The following is a 16681-nucleotide window of genomic DNA, read 5'->3' as shown; positions in this document are numbered from 1 at the left end:
CGATCGAAGGAGCGTAGGTGACCACGCCGAACGATGTCCCGCATCGGCTGTTCCTGTCCATCGGGCGGCTGTCGCGAGCACTGCGGCAGGCCGGTGCACCCGGGCCCGGCCACGGCGCGATCTCCGCGATGGCGACGCTCGACTCGCACGGTCCGCTCCGCCTCGGCGACCTCGCGCTGAAGGAGGGCGTCGCGGCGGCCACCATGTCGCGGATCGTGGCGACCCTCGTCGAGTCCGGCTTCGTGGCCCGTGAGCCCGACCCGGTCGACCGCCGAGCCTGGCTCGCCGAACTCACCGACGAGGGCAGGAACACGCTCCACGACGTCCAGTCGGTCCGGATCCGGGAGCTGTGCGCCCGCATCGACCGCCTGTCCGACGACCGCAGGGCCGCGCTCGAGGCGGCACTCCCGGCGTTGGAAGCGCTGCTGGACGAGGAGTCCGACCCCACGTAGACGCATGTCCTGCACCCGGCACCCCGTGTTGCGGATCCGCGGGCCCGTGTTGCAGATCCCGGGGACCGTGTTGCGGATTCGCGGGACCGTGTGCACTGCCGACGAAGTGCCGAATCGCGACCTAGGCTTTGTGCAGCACCCCTGAACGGGCGGTGCCCCATATCGGGAGGTCGCGTAGTTCCGCCGGATTCACCTCGTAGGGGTCTTCTTCGAGGACGGCGAAGTCGGCGAACTTGCCGGGTTCGAGGCTGCCCGCGGTGCGTTCCATGCCCAGAACGTGCGCGGCATCCACGGTGATCGCGCGGAGCGCACGGTCGACGCCGATGCGTTCGCCGGGTGCCAGTACCGTCTCGCCGTCCGCGCTGAGCCGGTTGACCGCGACCCACGCCGCGGTCAGCGGATGCATCGGGACGGGCACCAGTGAGAAGTCCGAGTGCAGCGCGAAGGTCACGCCCTCGCGCTCCAGCGAGCCGAGACGCCCGACCGCTTCGGACCGGTCCGGGCCGTATCCCTCATGGCTGTGCACGTGGCTTCGGTAGTGCACGAAGTAGCAGTTGACACTGGCCTGTGCCCCGAGTGCCTTCACTCGCCGAGCTTGATCGGGTGTGCTGATGCAGTAGTGCTCAAGGGTGAACCGGTGGTCGAATCGCGGTTTCCTGTCCTGCAACGTCGACAGCGCGTCCAGTGCGGCGTCGATGCTCTCGTCGCCGTTGGCGTGGCAGTGAATGGGGATTCCTGCTTGCCAGAAGGGCTCCATGCGTTCGTGGAGATGTTCCCAGGGGACGTCGTTGCGCACGCCATTGCTGAGGTCGAGGTAACCGGGGAAGCGAACGCGCAGCGACATGGCCGGGAACGAACCGTCGGCGAGGAACTTGACGCCGTGGAAGAACAGCGTCTCGCTGTTCCGCGCGTGCAGCTCCGCCAGGTGCCGCGCTGCCTTGTCGCCGTGCTGGTCGTGCAGCGTCATCTCGTAGGACACCAGGCCCATCCGCAGCGGTGTGGCCGGATCGTTGAACGCGGCGTCGTGAATGCGCCACTCGTGATCGGGGTCCGTCATGCCGAACAGGAGCTCCGCGGTGGTCGTGACACCCGCTCGTACGGCGAGCGCGGCCATGTCGCGCAGGCCTTGTTCTCCGGTGTCCTCGACCAGGTCGGCGGCTGAGCGTCCGATCGCGGCCTTGTGCGCGGCGAACTCGACGAACTGGCCGTTCAGCCGTCCGTCGGGGTAGCGCCCGACCCCGTGCACCGCGCTGTCTGCGGAGACCTCCGTGGTGCCCAGCGCGGCGCTGTTGGCATAGAGGTAGTGGGGCGCGTAGGAGATGATGAACACCGGCCGTTCCCCCACGACGCTGTCCAGCTCGTCACGGTGCAGGTGGCCGCCTTGAACGGCCGGGTCGAAGCCCCATGCGACGAGCGTCTTTCCCTGGGGTAAGCGGGAGTCGAGGTCGCGCAGCTCGGCCATGACGCTGTCGCGCGTCGGGTGCCCCGGATTGGTCCCGCAGGGGCCGGGCGAGTCGATCGGGCCCACGTATGGCACCCCGAGATAGCCCGACGACAGCGCGAAATGGGTGTGCGGGTCGATGAACCCCGGCATGATCACCTTGTCGCGCAGGCGGTCGTCCACTTCGTAGTCGTGGCGGTCGAGCCACGGCTTCATCGATTCGATGCTGCCGGTGGAAAGCACACGTCCGTCCATGACAGCCACTGCGGATGCGCTCGGGCGGCCCGGATCCATGGTCCGGACCTGTTTCGCCGGAAAGACCGTGATCTTGGCACTCATGCGATGCTCCGTCCTCTCTCGTGGGATGTGGACTCGGTGGCGGACAACGAGCTACGCGAGGTCTCGGGCAGCGCCCATGCGGCGAACAGCGCGAACAACGCGGCGACCGCGAGATAGTAGGCGGGAGCCAACGGGTCACCGGTGATCTCGATCAAGAAGGTCGCGATGAACGGTGCCGTTCCGCCGAACAGTGCGTAGGCGAGGTTGTACGTGAGCGCCGAGGCCGTGTATCGGACGCGCGTCGGGAACAGTTCGACGAGCAGGACCGCGGTCACGACGTTGCACGACACGGCGCCCAGTGCCAGCACCAGTTGCCCGAGGACCGCGGACGTCAGCCCCGTGTTGCCTGCCAACAGGAAAGCCGGCAGCACACCGACGACCAACAATCCCGAGGCGGTGAACATGGTCGCGCGCCTGCCGAACCGATCGGAGAAGCGCCCGACGAATGGGCACAACGCCGCCGCGAACATCAGCGCGAGCACATTGGACAGCAACGTCATCGAGGCGCTGTGCCCGGCTGTCACCTCGAGATACGTCGTCATGTATGTGGTGAACATGTAGAACGACAGCGCGGTGGTGCAGATGAACAGGCCGAGCTTCGCCATGGTGGGCCCATGCGACCGCACGGCCTCCCGTAGCGGCGCCGACGCGACCGTGTCGTTGTCGGCGACCTGCTGGAAGTCCGGCGTTTCATCGAGCTTCTGCCGGATGTAGAAGCCGCAGATGCCCAACGGGGCGGCGACGAGGAACGGGACGCGCCAGCCCCATTCGGTCATGACATCCGCGCCGAGCCAGCTACTGAAGGCGAAGGACACCGTGGCTGCGGTGCCGAACGCCGCGAACGTGCTCACGGGCAGGAAGCTGGAGTACCACGCGCGTCTGCCCCGGTTGCAGTGCTCGAGCACGAAGGCGCAGGCACCGGCGTATTCGCCGCCGGTGGAGAATCCCTGCACACAGCGGATGAGAACGAGCAAGATCGGCGCGGCGATCCCGATCGCGCTGTAGGCGGGCAGCAGTCCGAGCGCGACCGTTGATCCGGCCATGAGCAGCACAGTGATGGCCAGCGTGCGCTTGCGGCCGATGCGGTCACCCAACGCGCCGAAGTACGCGCCTCCGATGGGCCGTAGTGCGAAAGCCACGGCGAATGCGGCGAAGGTTTTGAGCAGACCGGCGGTGGAGTCACCGCTCGGGAAGAAATTGGTGGCGATTTCGGTGGCCAGGAAGCCGTAGAGCGCGAAGTCGAACCACTCGACGAAGTTTCCGATGGATGCCGCGCGGATGACCTTGCGGATCATTCTCGCGTCAGGGACGTCGTTGATTGTCATGGCACCTTCCAGGTCCGTCGCTGGTGAAAAGGCATTCGTCAGCGTTGACGCCGCACCGGGTCTCCCGGACCGGCACGGTTCCGGATCTGCCCGAGGTGTACTGCAGCGCGCCCTCGAACCACGCCTCGAACAGGTAGCAGGCGCGGTCGACGGAACGGTCCGAGCCGTCGACGGGCAGGAGTGCGGAGTGCCGCACTCGGACGCTCAACTCGCCCCGTGACGGGTCGAGCGCGTCGATCTCGAAGCGCCCCCATCCGCGGCGGCTCAAGCGATCGAGATAGTGCCGCACGATGGCGGCACCGGACAGGCCGAGTCGCGCCGACTCGTGGGCGCACCAGTGCCAGGCCGACCGTCGACCGGCGTCCCGGAACAGCTCGGCGGATTCGTCGCGGCCCAGTCGCTGTTCGACCGCGTCCAAGTTGTTCACGAGCAGGTGCTGAGGAACCAGCACCATGGGCAGTCCGTCGACCCTCCACTGCCCGGTGTCGTGGTCGACCTCGACTGGGACCGGAAGTTCAGACGCCTGATTTTGCATGCAGAAATAATACAGAGCGTCCACTGCGGGTCAAGGGTGCGAAAACGATGTGCCAGGATGGTTACGTGGGACGGCGACAGCGGACGCAAATGGAACGGGCGTACACCGAGATCAAGGCGCGCTACATGACCCTGCGCCTCGCGCCCGGTGAATGGGTCGACGACGTACAGCTCAGTCAGGAACTAGGACTCAGCCGGACCCCGGCGCGCGAAGCGCTGTTCCGACTCGCCTCCGAGGGCCTCATTCAGGCCCACCCCGGCGGCGGATTCACCGTGCGGCCCATGGACATCTCTGGCATCAGCAACTTCTTCGAAGCCAGCATCGTCACGGCGAAGGCGATCGCGCAGCTGGTCGCCAACCGGGTGACCGCCGCCGAGATCGCCGAGTTGCGCGAAGCGGACGCGCTCGTCAACGATGCGATCCAGCGCCGATCCGCGCCGGACATCGCCGAATCGAACGCGGCCCTGCACAACCTCGAAGCGCGCATCGCCCGCAACGAGTATCTCGCCGTGCTCGCCGCGCGCATCCAGGACGAGGGGCAGCGACTGGGATACCTGGCGTTCGGCGGCGCGGAGGACTGGAACTCCAGCCGGCTCGACGACCATTTCGCGCGAGTGAGCCACGATCACTCCACACTCATCGACGCGTACGAGGATCGGGATCCCGCCACCGCCGAGGTGATCGCGGTCGGCCACATCCGGCTCTTCCGCGAACGCATCCTCACCTACATCGCCTCCAGCGGCACCGACGAACTGGATCTCACCGGCGACCTGATGACCTCGGTCCGGCTCGACGCCGCCGATGCCCGAGAGACGGTTGTCGGCGACGGTACCCCGCGCGAGGTGGACGCGTAGCCGAGGCGAACTTCCACGACCCGAGCCCTTCAGTCCCGTGTTGCAGGTCCAGGAGCCCGTGTTGCGCTTTCCGGGGGCCGTGTTGCGGATCCAGGCGATCGTGTTGCGGATTCGGGAGCCCGTGTTGCGGATTCGGGAGCGCGCCGTGCCGTCGTGACCGGTCTTCCCGCCCGCCGGACGCGGTGAGCACGGTGTCGCTGTGTCGCTGTGTGCGCGGTTGTCGGGCTCAGGAATCCGGGCCGAACTCCTCCGGTGCGAGACGCCAGAAGGCCGACACGGGGCCGATCTTCGCCCCCATCGGGTACGAATGCTCGACCGCCCTGGTGACGAAGGCCTTGGCGAACCGGGCTGCGTCCACCATGGTCATGCCGCGGGCGAGTCCCGCGGTCAACGCCGACGCCATCGCGTCGCCCGCGCCGTGCGTGTGCGGGGTGTCGTGCCGCGGGCCCGGCAGCTCGACGAACTCGGACCCGTCGTAGAGCAGGTCGACGCATTCGTCGTCCTGCACCAGGTGTCCGCTCTTGACCAGTACGTACCTGGGTCCCAGCTCGTGCAGCGCGAGTGCGGCGTCACGCATCTGTGCCCTGCCGGTGACGTCCATGCCGGTCAGCAGGCGGACCTCGTCGAGGTTCGGCGTGAGTACGGTCGCGCGGGGCAACAGGCGCTCGCGCAGTGCCGTGAGGCCGCCGTCGTCGAACAGCGGGTGGCCGGTCATCGACGCTGCCACCGGGTCGACGACGAACGGCACCCGGGCGTCCCGGCCGATCCCGGCGTCGTCGCAGGCGTCGGCGACCTCGTGGATGATGTCGGCCGAGGCCAGCATGCCCGTTTTCGCGGCGTCGACACCCATGTCGGCGGCCACGGCGGCGATCTGCCCCGACACGATGCGTGCGGGGACGTCGGCCCTGTCGTGGACGCCGAGCGTGTTCTGCACCGTCACGGCCGTCACGGCGACGAGCCCGTGGACTCCGCAGGTCAGGAACGTGCGCAGGTCGGACTGCAGTCCCGCGGCCCCGCCTGAGTCGGAGCCCGCGATCGTCAGCGCGGCAGGAGGTCGGGTGGTCATCCCTCCAGTGTCGCTTGCACCTTCCGGATCAGGCCAGCGGGCGGGGGTGTGAACACAGCGTGAACGATCGGTTCTGACAGGTAATCGGCCCCGGTGCCTGCTCGTACTCTGCGAACACCATGAAGATCGCGGAGACGCTGCAGACCATCGCCTCTGTGCTGGGGTCGGATCAGGGCATGCTGGTGATGTTGGTGCTGTCGGTGCTCGCGATCGCCGCGCCGTTCGCCGACCGTCACCTGATCCGCCGCAACCGCCTGTCGTACCGGGTGCTGTACAACTCCAAGCTCGGAGTGAGCCCCGATCTGGACGACGGGGACGTCTTCGGTGAGATCCCGCCCGATGCCGACGCGGGATGCACGAGCTCGCCGACAAGATGAGCCGGATGACGAGTGCCGTCGTCCGGCTGCGCAACGCGGGGATCGAGGACATCCGCGCGGAGGACCTGAGCAGGCATCCGCTGACGCTGGAGTTCGGTGGCAGGGTCATCTGGAATGCGCGCATCTCGGATCCCAGCGTGGAGACGCATCGCCTCGCGCACAAACGGAGCCTGACGTTCCTGCCGGAAACGAAGGCCACACCCGCACGCGGCGAGGTGTCCCCGGCGAATCTCCAGGAGGTGCGGACCACGTCGCCGCAAACTGTGGCCACGCCGGCGTGACGAGGAGGCGGATTCCGCCGAACCGAAACCGGAAGTTCCACAGTGGATACGCATCGAACTGAACGAATTCTCGCTGCAGCGAAAGGAACAACTCAAGATCGCGGTGGTTCTCAGGGAACCCGGCGACACCGGTGAGCTCACCAAGGGCTTCGACGTGCAGGGGAAGCTGGACGGTGGCCGGATCGTCGACGAGAACGAACAGGCCGGTGTGACCTGGCCGCGCGCCACCGCGATGGGCGGCCTGCTGTTGGTGGGCGTGCTGCTGGCGACGTTGCTCGCCAACGCATCCAAACCGACGGCGGACCCCACGGTGGCGTGCGGTGACGGCGAGCTGGCCGTCGTAGGCTCGAGCGCGTTCACACCCGCCGTCGAGAACATCGCCGAGTCCTACGCGTCGGCGTGTCCCGGTGCGGTGATCACGACACGGCCGACCGGCAGCAATGCAGGTGTGCGCGAACTGATGAGCGACGACGTCCGGCCAGGCTCCACCGCCGCGCTGTCCGACGGACTCGCCCGCCAGGAAAGCCGGCGGTTGCAGGCGAACCCGCTCGCGGTGATCGTCTACACGCTCGTGGTCGACGAGTCCGTGGGCGTCGACGAGTTGACCACGCAGCAGGTCCGCGGCATCTACAGCGGTAGGTATCGCGACTGGGAGCAACTTCGCCCCGGCCCGTCCGTGCCGATCCGAGTCGTTGGCCGCGGCGGTGAATCCGGGTCACGGACGACGTTCGAGCAGCGCGTGCTGGGCAGATCGGGGGGGGGGCTGACCTCCGACAGCTGCGACGGGGCCGACCGCGTGGCCGAGGCCGACATCGTGCGATGCGAACGCGGCAGCGAACGCATCGTCCTCGACGAGGTGGCCAGCACCCGCGGAGCCATCGGATACGTCGACGTCCCGTCGGCCAACGACGCCCGCTCCGAGGGTCGCACCGTCAGTGTCGTCGAACTGGACGGCGCTACCCCGATCCCGGCAACATTCCGGACGGCTATCCGTTCTGGACGATCGAATACCTCTACACGAAGGGCGAAGCCGGCGGGACACCGCTGCAGTCCGGATTCCTGGAGTACCTGCGCAGCGGCACCGCGCGCGACGAGCTGCACAGTGCGGGCTACGTGCCGTGTGTGCGCAAGGACGGCAGGCTCCACCCCCTGTGTCGGTGGTGAGCCGTGCCGGTGAGCGGGCTTCGTTCACCGGCGTTTCAACCGGCGGCCCGATGACGATCACATGCGCGGTGTTCGGCACTGCCAGCCTTCGTGCCATGACGCGATCACGGCAGGTGCCCCGCTCCCTCGTTTCCGTTTCCGCCGCGTGCGCTGTGTTGTTCGGCGGTGTCGCCGCCCCTCCGGCCGCCACGGCGTCCGGCGTCGCCACCCCGTTCGGCAGCACCGCCTTCGACAGGCCTGCGAACACGGCGCAGTCCGGCACCGTGCTCGCTCCAGGCGTGACCCACCGTCCGTTCACAATGGACACGGACGCAGGTGCCGTGCGGGGTCATGTGCTGACGGTCGACCTGCGGGAAGCGCGTATCGGCCTGCTGCACCCCGGCGTGGTCGCCGAGCGCGACGAGATCCCCGACATGGCGAACGCCCAGGGCGCGATCGCGGGCGTGAACGGCGACTTCTTCAACATCAGCGACTCGCACGAGGGCATCGAGCCGACGGGATCGTCGGTCGGCCCGGCGATCGCGGCGGGCGACGCGCTGAAGGGCGCGGTTCCCGACGGTCAGCGGTTCGGTCCCGCGTTGCCTCATGGCACGTCCACTCGGGACGTGTTCGGTATGGGCGCCGACCGCAAGGCCCGGGTGTCCACGCTCGACGTGACCGGCACGGTCCGCACCTCCGACGGTGCCTTCGGTGTCGACGGCATGAATCAGTACGCGCTGCCCGAGAACGGCATCGGCGTGTACACGGCCGACTGGGGGCCGATGAGCCGGGTGCGTCCCACGTGTGGCACCGACACGAACCGGCAGGCACCCTGCAGCGACGAGACCGAGGAGGTGGTCGTCCAGGGCGGTGTCGTCGTAGCCGAACGGGACGAGCCCGGCGAGGGGCCGATCCCGGCGGGTGCGACCGTGTTGGTGGGCCGCGAGGACGGCGCGGACAGACTCGAGGCGCTCGACGAGGGCGACCGGGTCCGAGTCCGGTCCGGTTTGGACGGGGACGAGCCGGTGCCGCCGTTCGCCTTCGCCGTCGGCGGCTACCCGATCCTGCGCGACGGCGCGCCGTTGCCCGGGCTCGACACCGGCGTGCTCGCACCGCGGACGGCAGCGGGCGTCAGCTCCGACGGGCGCACCGTGTACCTGACGGTCGTCGACGGCCGGTCGGCAGAGAGCGCCGGGACGACCGTGGCCGAGCTGGCCGACCTGCTGCGGTCGTTCGGTGCCGTCGACGGCGTCAACCTGGACGGTGGCGGCTCCTCGACGTTCGTCACCCGTGAGCCCGGCGACGAGCGGGCCCTCGTGCGCAACATGCCCTCCGACGGCAAGCCCAGGGCCGTCGCCAACGGCGTGGGGGTGTTCACGCGCTGACCCGCCACACGCCCCGAGCGCTCGCCCCGCGGCCCCGGAGTTCACAACACGGCCCCCGGGATCCGCAACACGGTCCCCGGAACCTGCAACACGGGCTCCGGGATCTGCAACACGGTGTGCTCGGTTGGCGCGGTGTTCCGGGAACTGCTCAGGTCTCGTCGGCCAGCCGCCAGAACGGGGAGACCGGACCGATACCGCCTCCCAGCGGGTAGGCCTCGGCGACGCAGCGTTCGATGAACCGTTTCCCCTCCGCGACGGCCGCAGGCACGTCGGCGCCCTTCGCCAGTGCCGCCGTCACGGCCGAGGCGAGCGTGTCACCGCCGCCGTGCGTGTGCGGGGTGTCGCGGCGCGGGCCGTCGAACTCCAGGTGCGTCGCCCCGTCGGAGAGCAGGTCGACGCATCGTGGTCCGCTGTCGTGTCCTCCCTTGACCAGCACCCACCGCGGTCCGAGCGCCAGCAGCGCTTCGGCCGCGGCGCGCCTGCTCTCGGTGTCGGTGACCTCGACGCCGGTCAGCAGGCGCACCTCGTCGAGGTTCGGCGTCACGAGGGTGGCGCGGGGCAGCAGTTCGGTGCGGATCGCCTCCAGCGCTTCCTCACGCAGCAGTGGGTCGCCGTGCATCGAGGCGGCCACCGGATCGACCACGAAGGGCACGTCCGCGTCGCGGCCGATCCCGACCTCGCCGAGGGTTTTCGCCACGGCCGTGATGATCTCCGCGGTGGCGAGCATCCCGGTCTTGGCGGCATCGGCGCCCATGTCGCCTGTCACGGCCCGGATCTGCGCGGTGACGACGTTCGACGGGATCTCGGCGAAATCCTCGACGCCGAGTGAATTCTGCACGGTCACGGCCGTAACCGCGGTCATGCCGTGCACGCCGCACGCGAAGAACGTCCGCAGGTCTGCCTGGATGCCCGCGCCGCCACCGGAGTCGGAACCGGCGATCGTGAGGGCCGTCGGCGGTGACACTCCGGCGGCTGCGTCCGGGCGATCCCCGGTGGCACTCATTCCGCCACCGGGAGGTAGACCCTGCTGCCGCGGGAGGTGAACTCGTCGGACTTCTCGCGCATCCCCTCCTCGATGGCCTCCACGGAGGACAGTCCGTGTTCCTCGGCGTAGGCCCGGATGTCCTGGGTGATCCGCATCGAGCAGAACTTCGGCCCGCACATCGAGCAGAAGTGCGCCGTCTTGGCGGGTTCGGCGGGCAGGGTCTCGTCGTGGTAAGCACGCGCGGTGTCCGGATCGAGCGACAGGTTGAACTGGTCGATCCAGCGGAACTCGAATCGTGCCTTCGACAACGCGTCGTCACGTTCCTGCGCCCGCGGATGGCCCTTGGCGACGTCCGCGGAGTGGGCGGCGATCTTGTACGTGATGACACCGGTCTTCACGTCGTCGCGGTTCGGCAGGCCCAGGTGTTCCTTCGGGGTGACGTAACACAGCATCGCCGTGCCTTGCCTGGCGATCTCGGCGGCGCCGATCGCCGACGTGATGTGGTCGTAGGCGGGGGCGATGTCCGTCGCGAGTGGACCGAGCGTGTAGAACGGCGCCTCGCCGCAGAGTTCCTCTTCGAGCTCGACGTTCTCCTTGATCTTGTCCATCGGCACGTGGCCGGGGCCTTCGATCATGACCTGCACGCCGTGGTCGCGGGCGATGTGGGTCAGTTCGCCGAGCGTTTCGAGTTCCGCGAACTGGGCCCGGTCGTTGGCGTCCGCGATCGATCCGGGGCGCAGCCCGTCACCGAGTGAGAACGTCACGTCGTAGGACCGCAGAATCTCGCACAGCTCGGAGAAACGCGTATACAGGAACGATTCGCGGTGGTGGGCAAGGCACCATGCCGCCATGATCGAACCGCCGCGGGAAACGATGCCCGTCACGCGCTGTGCCGTCAGCGGAACGTAGCGCAGCAGGACTCCCGCGTGGACGGTCATGTAGTCCACGCCCTGCTCGCACTGTTCGATGATCGTGTCCCGGTAGAGCTCCCACGTGAGCTTCTCGGGTTCGCCGTCGACCTTCTCCAGGGCCTGGTAGATCGGGACCGTACCCACCGGAACCGGCGAGTTACGCAGGATCCACTCGCGCGTCTCGTGGATTCGCTTACCCGTCGACAGGTCCATGATGGTGTCGGCACCCCAGCGGGTCGCCCACACCATCTTCTCGACCTCTTCCTCGACCGACGACGTCACGGCCGAGTTGCCCAGGTTGGCGTTGACCTTCACGAGGAAGTTCTTGCCGATGATCATCGGCTCGGACTCGGGGTGCTTGCGGCTGACCGGAATGACCGCCCTGCCGGAGGCGACTTCGGACCGGACGAACTCGGCGGTCACACCTTCCCTGACTGCGATGAACTCCATCTCGGGGGTGATCACGCCGTCCCGCGCCCATTCGAGCTGGGTGCGGTGTTCGGAGGCCCAGCCGCGCCGCAGTGGGTACAGTCCACTGTGGACGTCGATGTCGGAGTCGGTGTCGGTGTACGGGCCGGACGTGTCGTAGACGTCGAAATGCTCACCGTTGGTCAGGCTGATGCGGCGCACCGGGACCTGTAGGCCGGACTCGGTGGGCGCGTACGCCTTGGCGGAACCCTCGATCGGCCCCGTCGTGACGGCGGAAACGGTGGCGGAGTCCGCGGTGGTGGACGTGGCGGAATTGTCGGAAACAGGCGTCGGCAACGACGTTCACTCCCTACGCTGGCATTATCCAGTCAGGTTCGTGCGGTCGGCGACACCGGGATGATCCCAGTCGCCCTCTCAGCCCGCCAAGGCGCGAGCTCCCGCGTTCGATGTACTTGTTCCGACAGCGACGATGCCACCATCGGCCCCGACAAGCAACAGGCGGGCGCCCGCGAATTCCGTCGCGAACGCCCGCCCTGTCGGGTCCGGACGGGGAAATCCCCGTGACCGTGGTACCTGTGACCGGCGGTACTTCCGGAGTCAGAGTTCCTTCGGGGGAAGCCAGCTGTTGCCGGCCGCCGTCCACTCGTTCTTCTTGAGCATCTTCTTCGCCGCGCGGGCGTGCCTGCCGGTGAGGCGGTCGAGGTAGATGTAGCCGTCGAGATGGTCGGTCTCGTGCTGCAGACAGCGGGCGAAGTAGCCGGTGCCTTCGACCTCGATGGTGTTGCCCTCGGTGTCGAAGCCGGTCACCTTCGCCCAGGACGCGCGGCCCGTCGGGTACGCCTCGCCCGGCACGGACAGGCAGCCCTCCCAGTCGTCGTCCGGATCCGGCATCGTCTCCGGGATCTCGGACGTCTCGAGCTTCGGGTTCACCACGACGCCCTTGTGCCGCACACCTTCGTCGTCGGGACAGTCGTACACGAACAGCCGGAGGTCGAGGCCGATCTGGTTCGCCGCCAGTCCGACGCCCTCGGCCGCGTACATCGTCTCGAACATGTCGTCGACGAGCGTGGCCAGCTTGTCGTCGTACTCCGTCACCTCGCGGGTGCGGTTGTGCAGCACGGGGTCACCGGCGATGACGATGGGATGGATGCTCACCTCCCCATTGAAGCAGCGCCGCGGAGCGATTCCATGAGGGGTGGTGGCTCGGCGACGGGTGGGCCGGTGCCGCGCGCGGTGGCTCGACGAGGGGTGGTGGCTGTGCCCGGTGTCACGGGGCGTTTGCGTGGTGGACGGCCCCGGAGTGGCCGGTTGTGGCGCGGTTCACGTCACGTGCGGCTCGCCGCTGTCGACGCGGGACGCGCCGGGGCGGGTTACACCACTGAGGACGGCCTTGCGTGATCTAATGGCGCCTGCGGAAACCACATCCGTGTTATTCGCCGAGAACCCCTGCGAGGAGCCACATGGACGCCGCGGAGTCGACGGAGGACAAGGGCAGATCGTCTTCGTCGGCGGACGGGGTTTCGGCGGACGGATTGCCTGAGGGCGCGGTGCCTGAAGGTGCAGTGTCCCGAGGCGCCGTGTCTGAAGAGGCAGCGTCTGAAGATGCCGTGTCCGAGGGCGGGACGCGGCCGGATGAGGGGCTCACGGAGCGGGAGCGGGAAGTCCTCGCGTTCGAGCGGCAGTGGTGGAAGTACGCGGGCGCGAAGGAGCAGGGCATCCGTGAACTGTTCGCGATGTCCCCGACGCGCTACTACCAGATTCTGAACCGACTTATCGACAAACAGGAAGCCATGCGTGCCGACCCGATGCTGGTGAAGCGGTTGCGGAAGGCACGCGCGTCGCGGCAGCGGGTGCGTGCAGCGCGCCGGTTGGGGATCGAGCTGTCATGAGCATCTTCGACGGGTTGTCCAGGCCCATGCGCGCCGCCGGGCTCGGCCTGCTGGCGGTCGCGGTGATCGCCGCGGTGATCGGCGGTGTCACGTTGGTGACCGGCGGTGGTGACCAGCAGCCTGCGGCACAGGAGACGTCCGAGACGAACACGCCGGGTGACGGAGACGGTGGCCAGTCCGGCTCGCCGGACGAGCAGCGGCCCGACTCCGGCAACGGATCGGGCGACAACGGCAACGGCTCCGACGGCAACGGCAACGGCTCCGACGGCTCCGACGGCAGCGGCTCCGACGGCAGCGGCTCCGGAAACGGCGGCGGTGACGACTCGGGCGACGGCGGCAGCGCAGATGGTGGCGACGGATCGGCGGGCGGTTCGGACGGAACCGGCAACGGCACCGGCAACGGTGGCGGCAACGGCGGCGCCGCGAACGGTGGCGAGAACCAGAAGGTGAACGTCAAGTCAGTCCACGTGCGGGTGTACAACAACTCCACGATCCGCGGACTGGCACGCACGGCGGCTGATGACCTGCGCGCGCAGGGTTGGAACGTCGTCGAGGAGTCGAACTACTCCGATGGCGTCATCCCGAAGAGCACCGCGTACTTCCGTCCCGGCACCGACGAGGAGCACGCGGCCCGCGTGCTCGCCGACGGCGTCGGCATCGAGGTCGCGAAGCGGTTCAAGGGGATTCAGGATTCGAGTCCGGGTGTCATCGTGATCGTGACGAAGGACTACGCGGACAACCGCTGACGCTCGGACGCCGGCACCGCGGTCGACGCCCGGCGCGTGCCGGGGCGAGCTCGCCCCGGCCGCTCCACGGCGAGGGACGGCCTCACCGGTTCCTGGCGTACTCCTCCAGGTCGGCCAGCTGCTGCGGGTCGAGCGACGGACGGACGACCGTGCGGGCCTTGTCCAGGTGCGCCGCCGTGACCTCGGTGGCCTCCAGTGATTCGCGCATCGCCGTCAGCGCCGCCTCGCGGATCAGGGCCGCGCAGTCGGCCGCCGAGTAGCGCTCCAGGGCTGCTGCCAGCTCGGTGAGGTCGACGTCGTCGGCGAGGGGCGTGTTCTTGGCTGCCGAACGCAGGATGTCGGCGCGGGCCTCGGCCGTGGGCGGTGGCACGTAGATCTGCCGTTCCAGCCTGCCGGGCCGCAGCAGCGCCGGGTCGACGAGTTCGGGCCGGTTCGTGGCACCCAGCACGACGACGTCGCGCAGCGGTTCGACGCCGTCGAGCTCGGTCAGCAGCGCGGCGACGACGCGGTCGGCCACGCCGGAGTCGTTGCCCTGGCCACGGCGGGGTGCGAGTGCGTCGACCTCGTCGAGGAATATCAACGAGGGCGCCGCCTCGGCGGCCCGGTGGAACAGTTCCCGTACGGAGCGTTCCGATTCGCCGACGAACTTGTCCATCAGCTCGGCGCCCTTGACGGCGAACACGTTCAGCGCGCCCTCGCCCGCGAGCGCACGCACGAGGAAGGTCTTGCCGTTGCCGGGAGGGCCGTACAGCATCACGCCACGTGGTGGTGCGACGCCGAGGCGTGCGAACGAGTCCGGGTAGCGTAACGGCCACAGGACGGCCTCGGTGAGTGACTGCTTGATGTCGTCCATGCCGCCGACGTCGTCGAGCGTCAGCCCGCCGGTGGCGAGCGTGTCCGATTCGGACATCGAGATCGGACGGACGGACGAGAGGGCGTCGAGCAGGTCCTGCTGGGCGATCGCGGGTTCGGAGTCGCCGCCTGCCGGTTCGTCGTCGCGCTGGCGCAACGCTCCGCGGACGGCGGCGTCGCGGCGCAGCGCGAGCAGGTCGGCGGCGACGAAACCCGGTGTGCGCTCGGCGATCACCCCGAAATCCACATCGGATTCCACGGGGACGTCGCGCAGCAGGATCCGCAGGAGTTCGGTGCGCACGCCGGCGTCGGGCTGGGCGAGCGTGAGTTCGCGATCGAGCAGGTCGACGGCCAGCAGTCGCGGGTCGACCGATTCGGGGTGGGCCGTGGTGGCGACCAGCGCGAATCCCGGTTCGGCGAGCGCGTCCCGGATCCGGTCGAGCAGGACGGTGGCGACTGGTGGCTGCTGGTGGGCGGGCAGGAGCGCGTCGACGTCGGTGAGCAGCAGGACGCCGGAACCGTCGCCGGACGTGACGGCGTCGACGGCCTGGGTCAGCCGGTTCAGCGCGGCATCGGGTTCGAGCACGGCGAGTGTCGGCGCGGCCAGGGTCACGACCCGGACCTTCTCGGAGTGGGCGACGGACCGGGCGAGAGTGGCCTTGCCGACGCCTTCCGGACCGGCGAGCAGCACGCCGAGGCGTGCGGACGTGCCGAGCCTGGCGAGCAGGTCCGGCCGGTGGAAGGCGAGGTCGAACCACTCGGCGAGCGTGCGGGCGGCGGTGGCATGCCCCGCGAGTTCCGACACGGGCACGGTGTCGGCGGTGTCGGACGGTTCGGTGACGGCGATCTCGGCGACCTCGGGTTCGGCGGTCGCCGGTGCGGGACGCGCGGGGGCCGACGACGGTGCCGACTGGGACTGTGCCGTCGTGCCCGGGTCGGTGACGGTGTCGGCGGCAGGTGTGGTGCGGTCGCCGCGCCAGCGGACGACCGTGGACTGGCCGACCACGACAGGGCCCGTCGCCGGCTCCGTGGCCGTGACGGTGAGCAGTTCCGTCGTCCACGTCGCGCCGACGGTGCGTGACAGCGTGCCGCGGACGGCCGCGACGTCGGCTCCCGGGGGTGGGGACAGATCCTGGGGGAGGAGCGACACCGCGTCCCCGACGGTCAGCACCTTGCCCGCAAGCGCTTGCCGCAGGGTCGTGGCGGTGAGCGACATCGTGGCGAGGCGGGAGCCGGACACGGTGACGGTGCGCGCGACGGTCGCATCGCACGGTGCGACGACGACCTCCGAACCCTCTGTGACGCCCAGGTTCGACATCGTGACGTCGTCGGCGAGCACGACCCCGGGGGCGCCGTCCTCGGCGGGTGCGGCGAGCGCGGCGCTGGCCCGTGCGCCGGTGAGACGCACCGCGTCCCAGGCGCGCAGTCCGAGGGCGTCGAGCACTTCGGGGTGCATGCGGACGACGCCGCGGCGCGAGTCGAGCGCGGACGGGGTGTGCCGGACGGTGAGCGTGATCTGAGCCGAGGACGTCACAGCCGCCACTCTATGAGGTGTGAACACAGCCATGCGCGGCGTGTCCATGAGGGGCGGGCGGGCCGGCGGGCGCCCCCAGGGGCACCTTGGGGGCATTCAACGCCCCAAGACTTCCCCTCGCGCGACACCAGCGCCGG

Annotated in this window: 16 protein-coding genes and 1 riboswitch; of the genes, 8 read left to right on the top strand and 8 right to left on the bottom strand. The window is 69.0% G+C overall.

Annotated features, from left to right (window positions below):
* Window positions 1–17: 17 nt before the first annotated feature.
* Complete coding sequence (locus LY12_RS14080) at window positions 18–452, top strand: MarR family winged helix-turn-helix transcriptional regulator (protein WP_253856757.1); 435 nt, start codon at window positions 18–20, stop codon at window positions 450–452.
* 121 nt (window positions 453–573) lie between these two features.
* Here the strand turns inward: LY12_RS14080 and LY12_RS14075 are convergent, their stop codons facing one another.
* From LY12_RS14075 to LY12_RS14065, 3 genes are read right to left on the bottom strand one after another with little or no spacing between them, the layout of a single operon-like run.
* Complete coding sequence (locus LY12_RS14075) at window positions 574–2232, bottom strand: amidohydrolase (RefSeq protein WP_253856747.1); 1659 nt, start codon at window positions 2230–2232, stop codon at window positions 574–576.
* On the bottom strand, window positions 2229–3557 hold the full coding sequence (locus LY12_RS14070) for an MFS transporter (protein WP_253856745.1): 1329 nt from the start codon (window positions 3555–3557) through the stop codon (window positions 2229–2231). The genes LY12_RS14075 and LY12_RS14070 overlap by 4 nt, the downstream gene beginning before the upstream one ends.
* Window positions 3535–4092 (bottom strand): DUF5943 domain-containing protein, encoded by a 558-nt coding sequence (locus LY12_RS14065; RefSeq protein ID WP_301302502.1) that lies wholly within the window; start codon window positions 4090–4092, stop codon window positions 3535–3537. The genes LY12_RS14070 and LY12_RS14065 overlap by 23 nt, the downstream gene beginning before the upstream one ends.
* Before the next feature lie 89 nt (window positions 4093–4181).
* On the opposite strand from LY12_RS14065, the gene LY12_RS14060 reads away from it, so the two are divergent.
* Window positions 4182–4946 (top strand): GntR family transcriptional regulator, encoded by a 765-nt coding sequence (locus LY12_RS14060; protein ID WP_253856741.1) that lies wholly within the window; start codon window positions 4182–4184, stop codon window positions 4944–4946.
* A gap of 226 nt (window positions 4947–5172) precedes the next feature.
* Here LY12_RS14060 and thiD (LY12_RS14055) read toward each other — a convergent pair whose 3' ends face one another.
* Window positions 5173–6012, bottom strand: coding sequence for a bifunctional hydroxymethylpyrimidine kinase/phosphomethylpyrimidine kinase (thiD, locus tag LY12_RS14055; protein WP_253856739.1), 840 nt, complete (start codon window positions 6010–6012; stop codon window positions 5173–5175).
* Between the two features lie 119 nt (window positions 6013–6131).
* On the opposite strand from thiD (LY12_RS14055), the gene LY12_RS14050 reads away from it, so the two are divergent.
* From LY12_RS14050 to LY12_RS14035, 4 genes are all read left to right on the top strand, one after another.
* The gene (locus LY12_RS14050) at window positions 6132–6389 is read left to right on the top strand and encodes a hypothetical protein (RefSeq protein ID WP_253856731.1); all 258 of its coding nucleotides are present in this window, start codon (window positions 6132–6134) and stop codon (window positions 6387–6389) included.
* A 5-nt stretch (window positions 6390–6394) separates the two neighbouring features.
* Window positions 6395–6670 carry a hypothetical protein gene (locus tag LY12_RS14045; RefSeq protein WP_253856729.1) on the top strand — a complete coding sequence of 92 codons (276 nt, stop codon included), beginning with the start codon at window positions 6395–6397 and terminating at the stop codon, window positions 6668–6670.
* 103 nt (window positions 6671–6773) lie between these two features.
* Window positions 6774–7847: a PstS family phosphate ABC transporter substrate-binding protein gene (locus LY12_RS14040; RefSeq protein WP_253856727.1), complete on the top strand. Its 1074-nt coding sequence runs from the start codon at window positions 6774–6776 to the stop codon at window positions 7845–7847.
* 82 nt (window positions 7848–7929) lie between these two features.
* Window positions 7930–9198: a phosphodiester glycosidase family protein gene (locus LY12_RS14035; RefSeq protein WP_253856725.1), complete on the top strand. Its 1269-nt coding sequence runs from the start codon at window positions 7930–7932 to the stop codon at window positions 9196–9198.
* Between the two features lie 148 nt (window positions 9199–9346).
* Here LY12_RS14035 and thiD (LY12_RS14030) read toward each other — a convergent pair whose 3' ends face one another.
* From thiD (LY12_RS14030) to LY12_RS14020, 3 genes are all read right to left on the bottom strand, one after another.
* Complete coding sequence (thiD, locus tag LY12_RS14030; RefSeq protein WP_253856723.1) at window positions 9347–10201, bottom strand: bifunctional hydroxymethylpyrimidine kinase/phosphomethylpyrimidine kinase; 855 nt, start codon at window positions 10199–10201, stop codon at window positions 9347–9349.
* The gene (gene thiC / locus LY12_RS14025; protein WP_253857393.1) at window positions 10198–11778 is read right to left on the bottom strand and encodes a phosphomethylpyrimidine synthase ThiC; all 1581 of its coding nucleotides are present in this window, start codon (window positions 11776–11778) and stop codon (window positions 10198–10200) included. Before thiC ends, thiD (LY12_RS14030) begins: the two co-directional genes overlap by 4 nt.
* A gap of 74 nt (window positions 11779–11852) precedes the next feature.
* Window positions 11853–11974: riboswitch (TPP riboswitch) on the bottom strand.
* A gap of 146 nt (window positions 11975–12120) precedes the next feature.
* Window positions 12121–12678: a peptide deformylase gene (locus LY12_RS14020; protein ID WP_253856721.1), complete on the bottom strand. Its 558-nt coding sequence runs from the start codon at window positions 12676–12678 to the stop codon at window positions 12121–12123.
* A gap of 422 nt (window positions 12679–13100) precedes the next feature.
* Between LY12_RS14020 and LY12_RS14015 the strand changes: the two genes are divergently transcribed.
* Both LY12_RS14015 and LY12_RS14010 read left to right on the top strand, forming a co-directional pair.
* The gene (locus LY12_RS14015) at window positions 13101–13412 is read left to right on the top strand and encodes a DUF3263 domain-containing protein (RefSeq protein WP_372493526.1); all 312 of its coding nucleotides are present in this window, start codon (window positions 13101–13103) and stop codon (window positions 13410–13412) included.
* Window positions 13409–14158, top strand: coding sequence for a LytR C-terminal domain-containing protein (locus LY12_RS14010; RefSeq protein ID WP_253856719.1), 750 nt, complete (start codon window positions 13409–13411; stop codon window positions 14156–14158). Before LY12_RS14015 ends, LY12_RS14010 begins: the two co-directional genes overlap by 4 nt.
* Before the next feature lie 82 nt (window positions 14159–14240).
* Here the strand turns inward: LY12_RS14010 and LY12_RS14005 are convergent, their stop codons facing one another.
* On the bottom strand, window positions 14241–16544 hold the full coding sequence (locus LY12_RS14005; RefSeq protein ID WP_253856717.1) for an AAA family ATPase: 2304 nt from the start codon (window positions 16542–16544) through the stop codon (window positions 14241–14243).
* Between the last annotated feature and the right edge of the window lie 137 nt (window positions 16545–16681).

It is taken from the genome of Prauserella alba, from assembly GCF_024171735.1.
GTDB lineage: Bacteria > Actinomycetota > Actinomycetes > Mycobacteriales > Pseudonocardiaceae > Prauserella > Prauserella alba.
The sequence above is the reverse complement of the archived record's forward strand: the minus strand, read 5'-3'. Positions and strand labels throughout refer to the sequence as shown.

Excerpts from the sequence above, each read along its gene's own strand:
- LY12_RS14075 (WP_253856747.1), bottom strand. The coding sequence starts at position 2,232 with ATGAGTGCCAAGATCACGGTCTTTCCGGCGAAACAGGTCCGGACCATG.
- LY12_RS14070 (WP_253856745.1), bottom strand. The coding sequence starts at position 3,557 with ATGACAATCAACGACGTCCCTGACGCGAGAATGATCCGCAAGGTCATC.
- LY12_RS14065 (WP_301302502.1), bottom strand. The coding sequence starts at position 4,092 with ATGCAAAATCAGGCGTCTGAACTTCCGGTCCCAGTCGAGGTCGACCAC.
- LY12_RS14060 (WP_253856741.1), top strand. The coding sequence starts at position 4,182 with ATGGAACGGGCGTACACCGAGATCAAGGCGCGCTACATGACCCTGCGC.
- thiD (WP_253856739.1), bottom strand. The coding sequence starts at position 6,012 with ATGACCACCCGACCTCCTGCCGCGCTGACGATCGCGGGCTCCGACTCA.
- LY12_RS14050 (WP_253856731.1), top strand. The coding sequence starts at position 6,132 with ATGAAGATCGCGGAGACGCTGCAGACCATCGCCTCTGTGCTGGGGTCG.
- LY12_RS14045 (WP_253856729.1), top strand. The coding sequence starts at position 6,395 with ATGACGAGTGCCGTCGTCCGGCTGCGCAACGCGGGGATCGAGGACATC.
- LY12_RS14035 (WP_253856725.1), top strand. The coding sequence starts at position 7,930 with ATGACGCGATCACGGCAGGTGCCCCGCTCCCTCGTTTCCGTTTCCGCC.
- thiD (WP_253856723.1), bottom strand. The coding sequence starts at position 10,201 with ATGAGTGCCACCGGGGATCGCCCGGACGCAGCCGCCGGAGTGTCACCG.
- LY12_RS14010 (WP_253856719.1), top strand. The coding sequence starts at position 13,409 with ATGAGCATCTTCGACGGGTTGTCCAGGCCCATGCGCGCCGCCGGGCTC.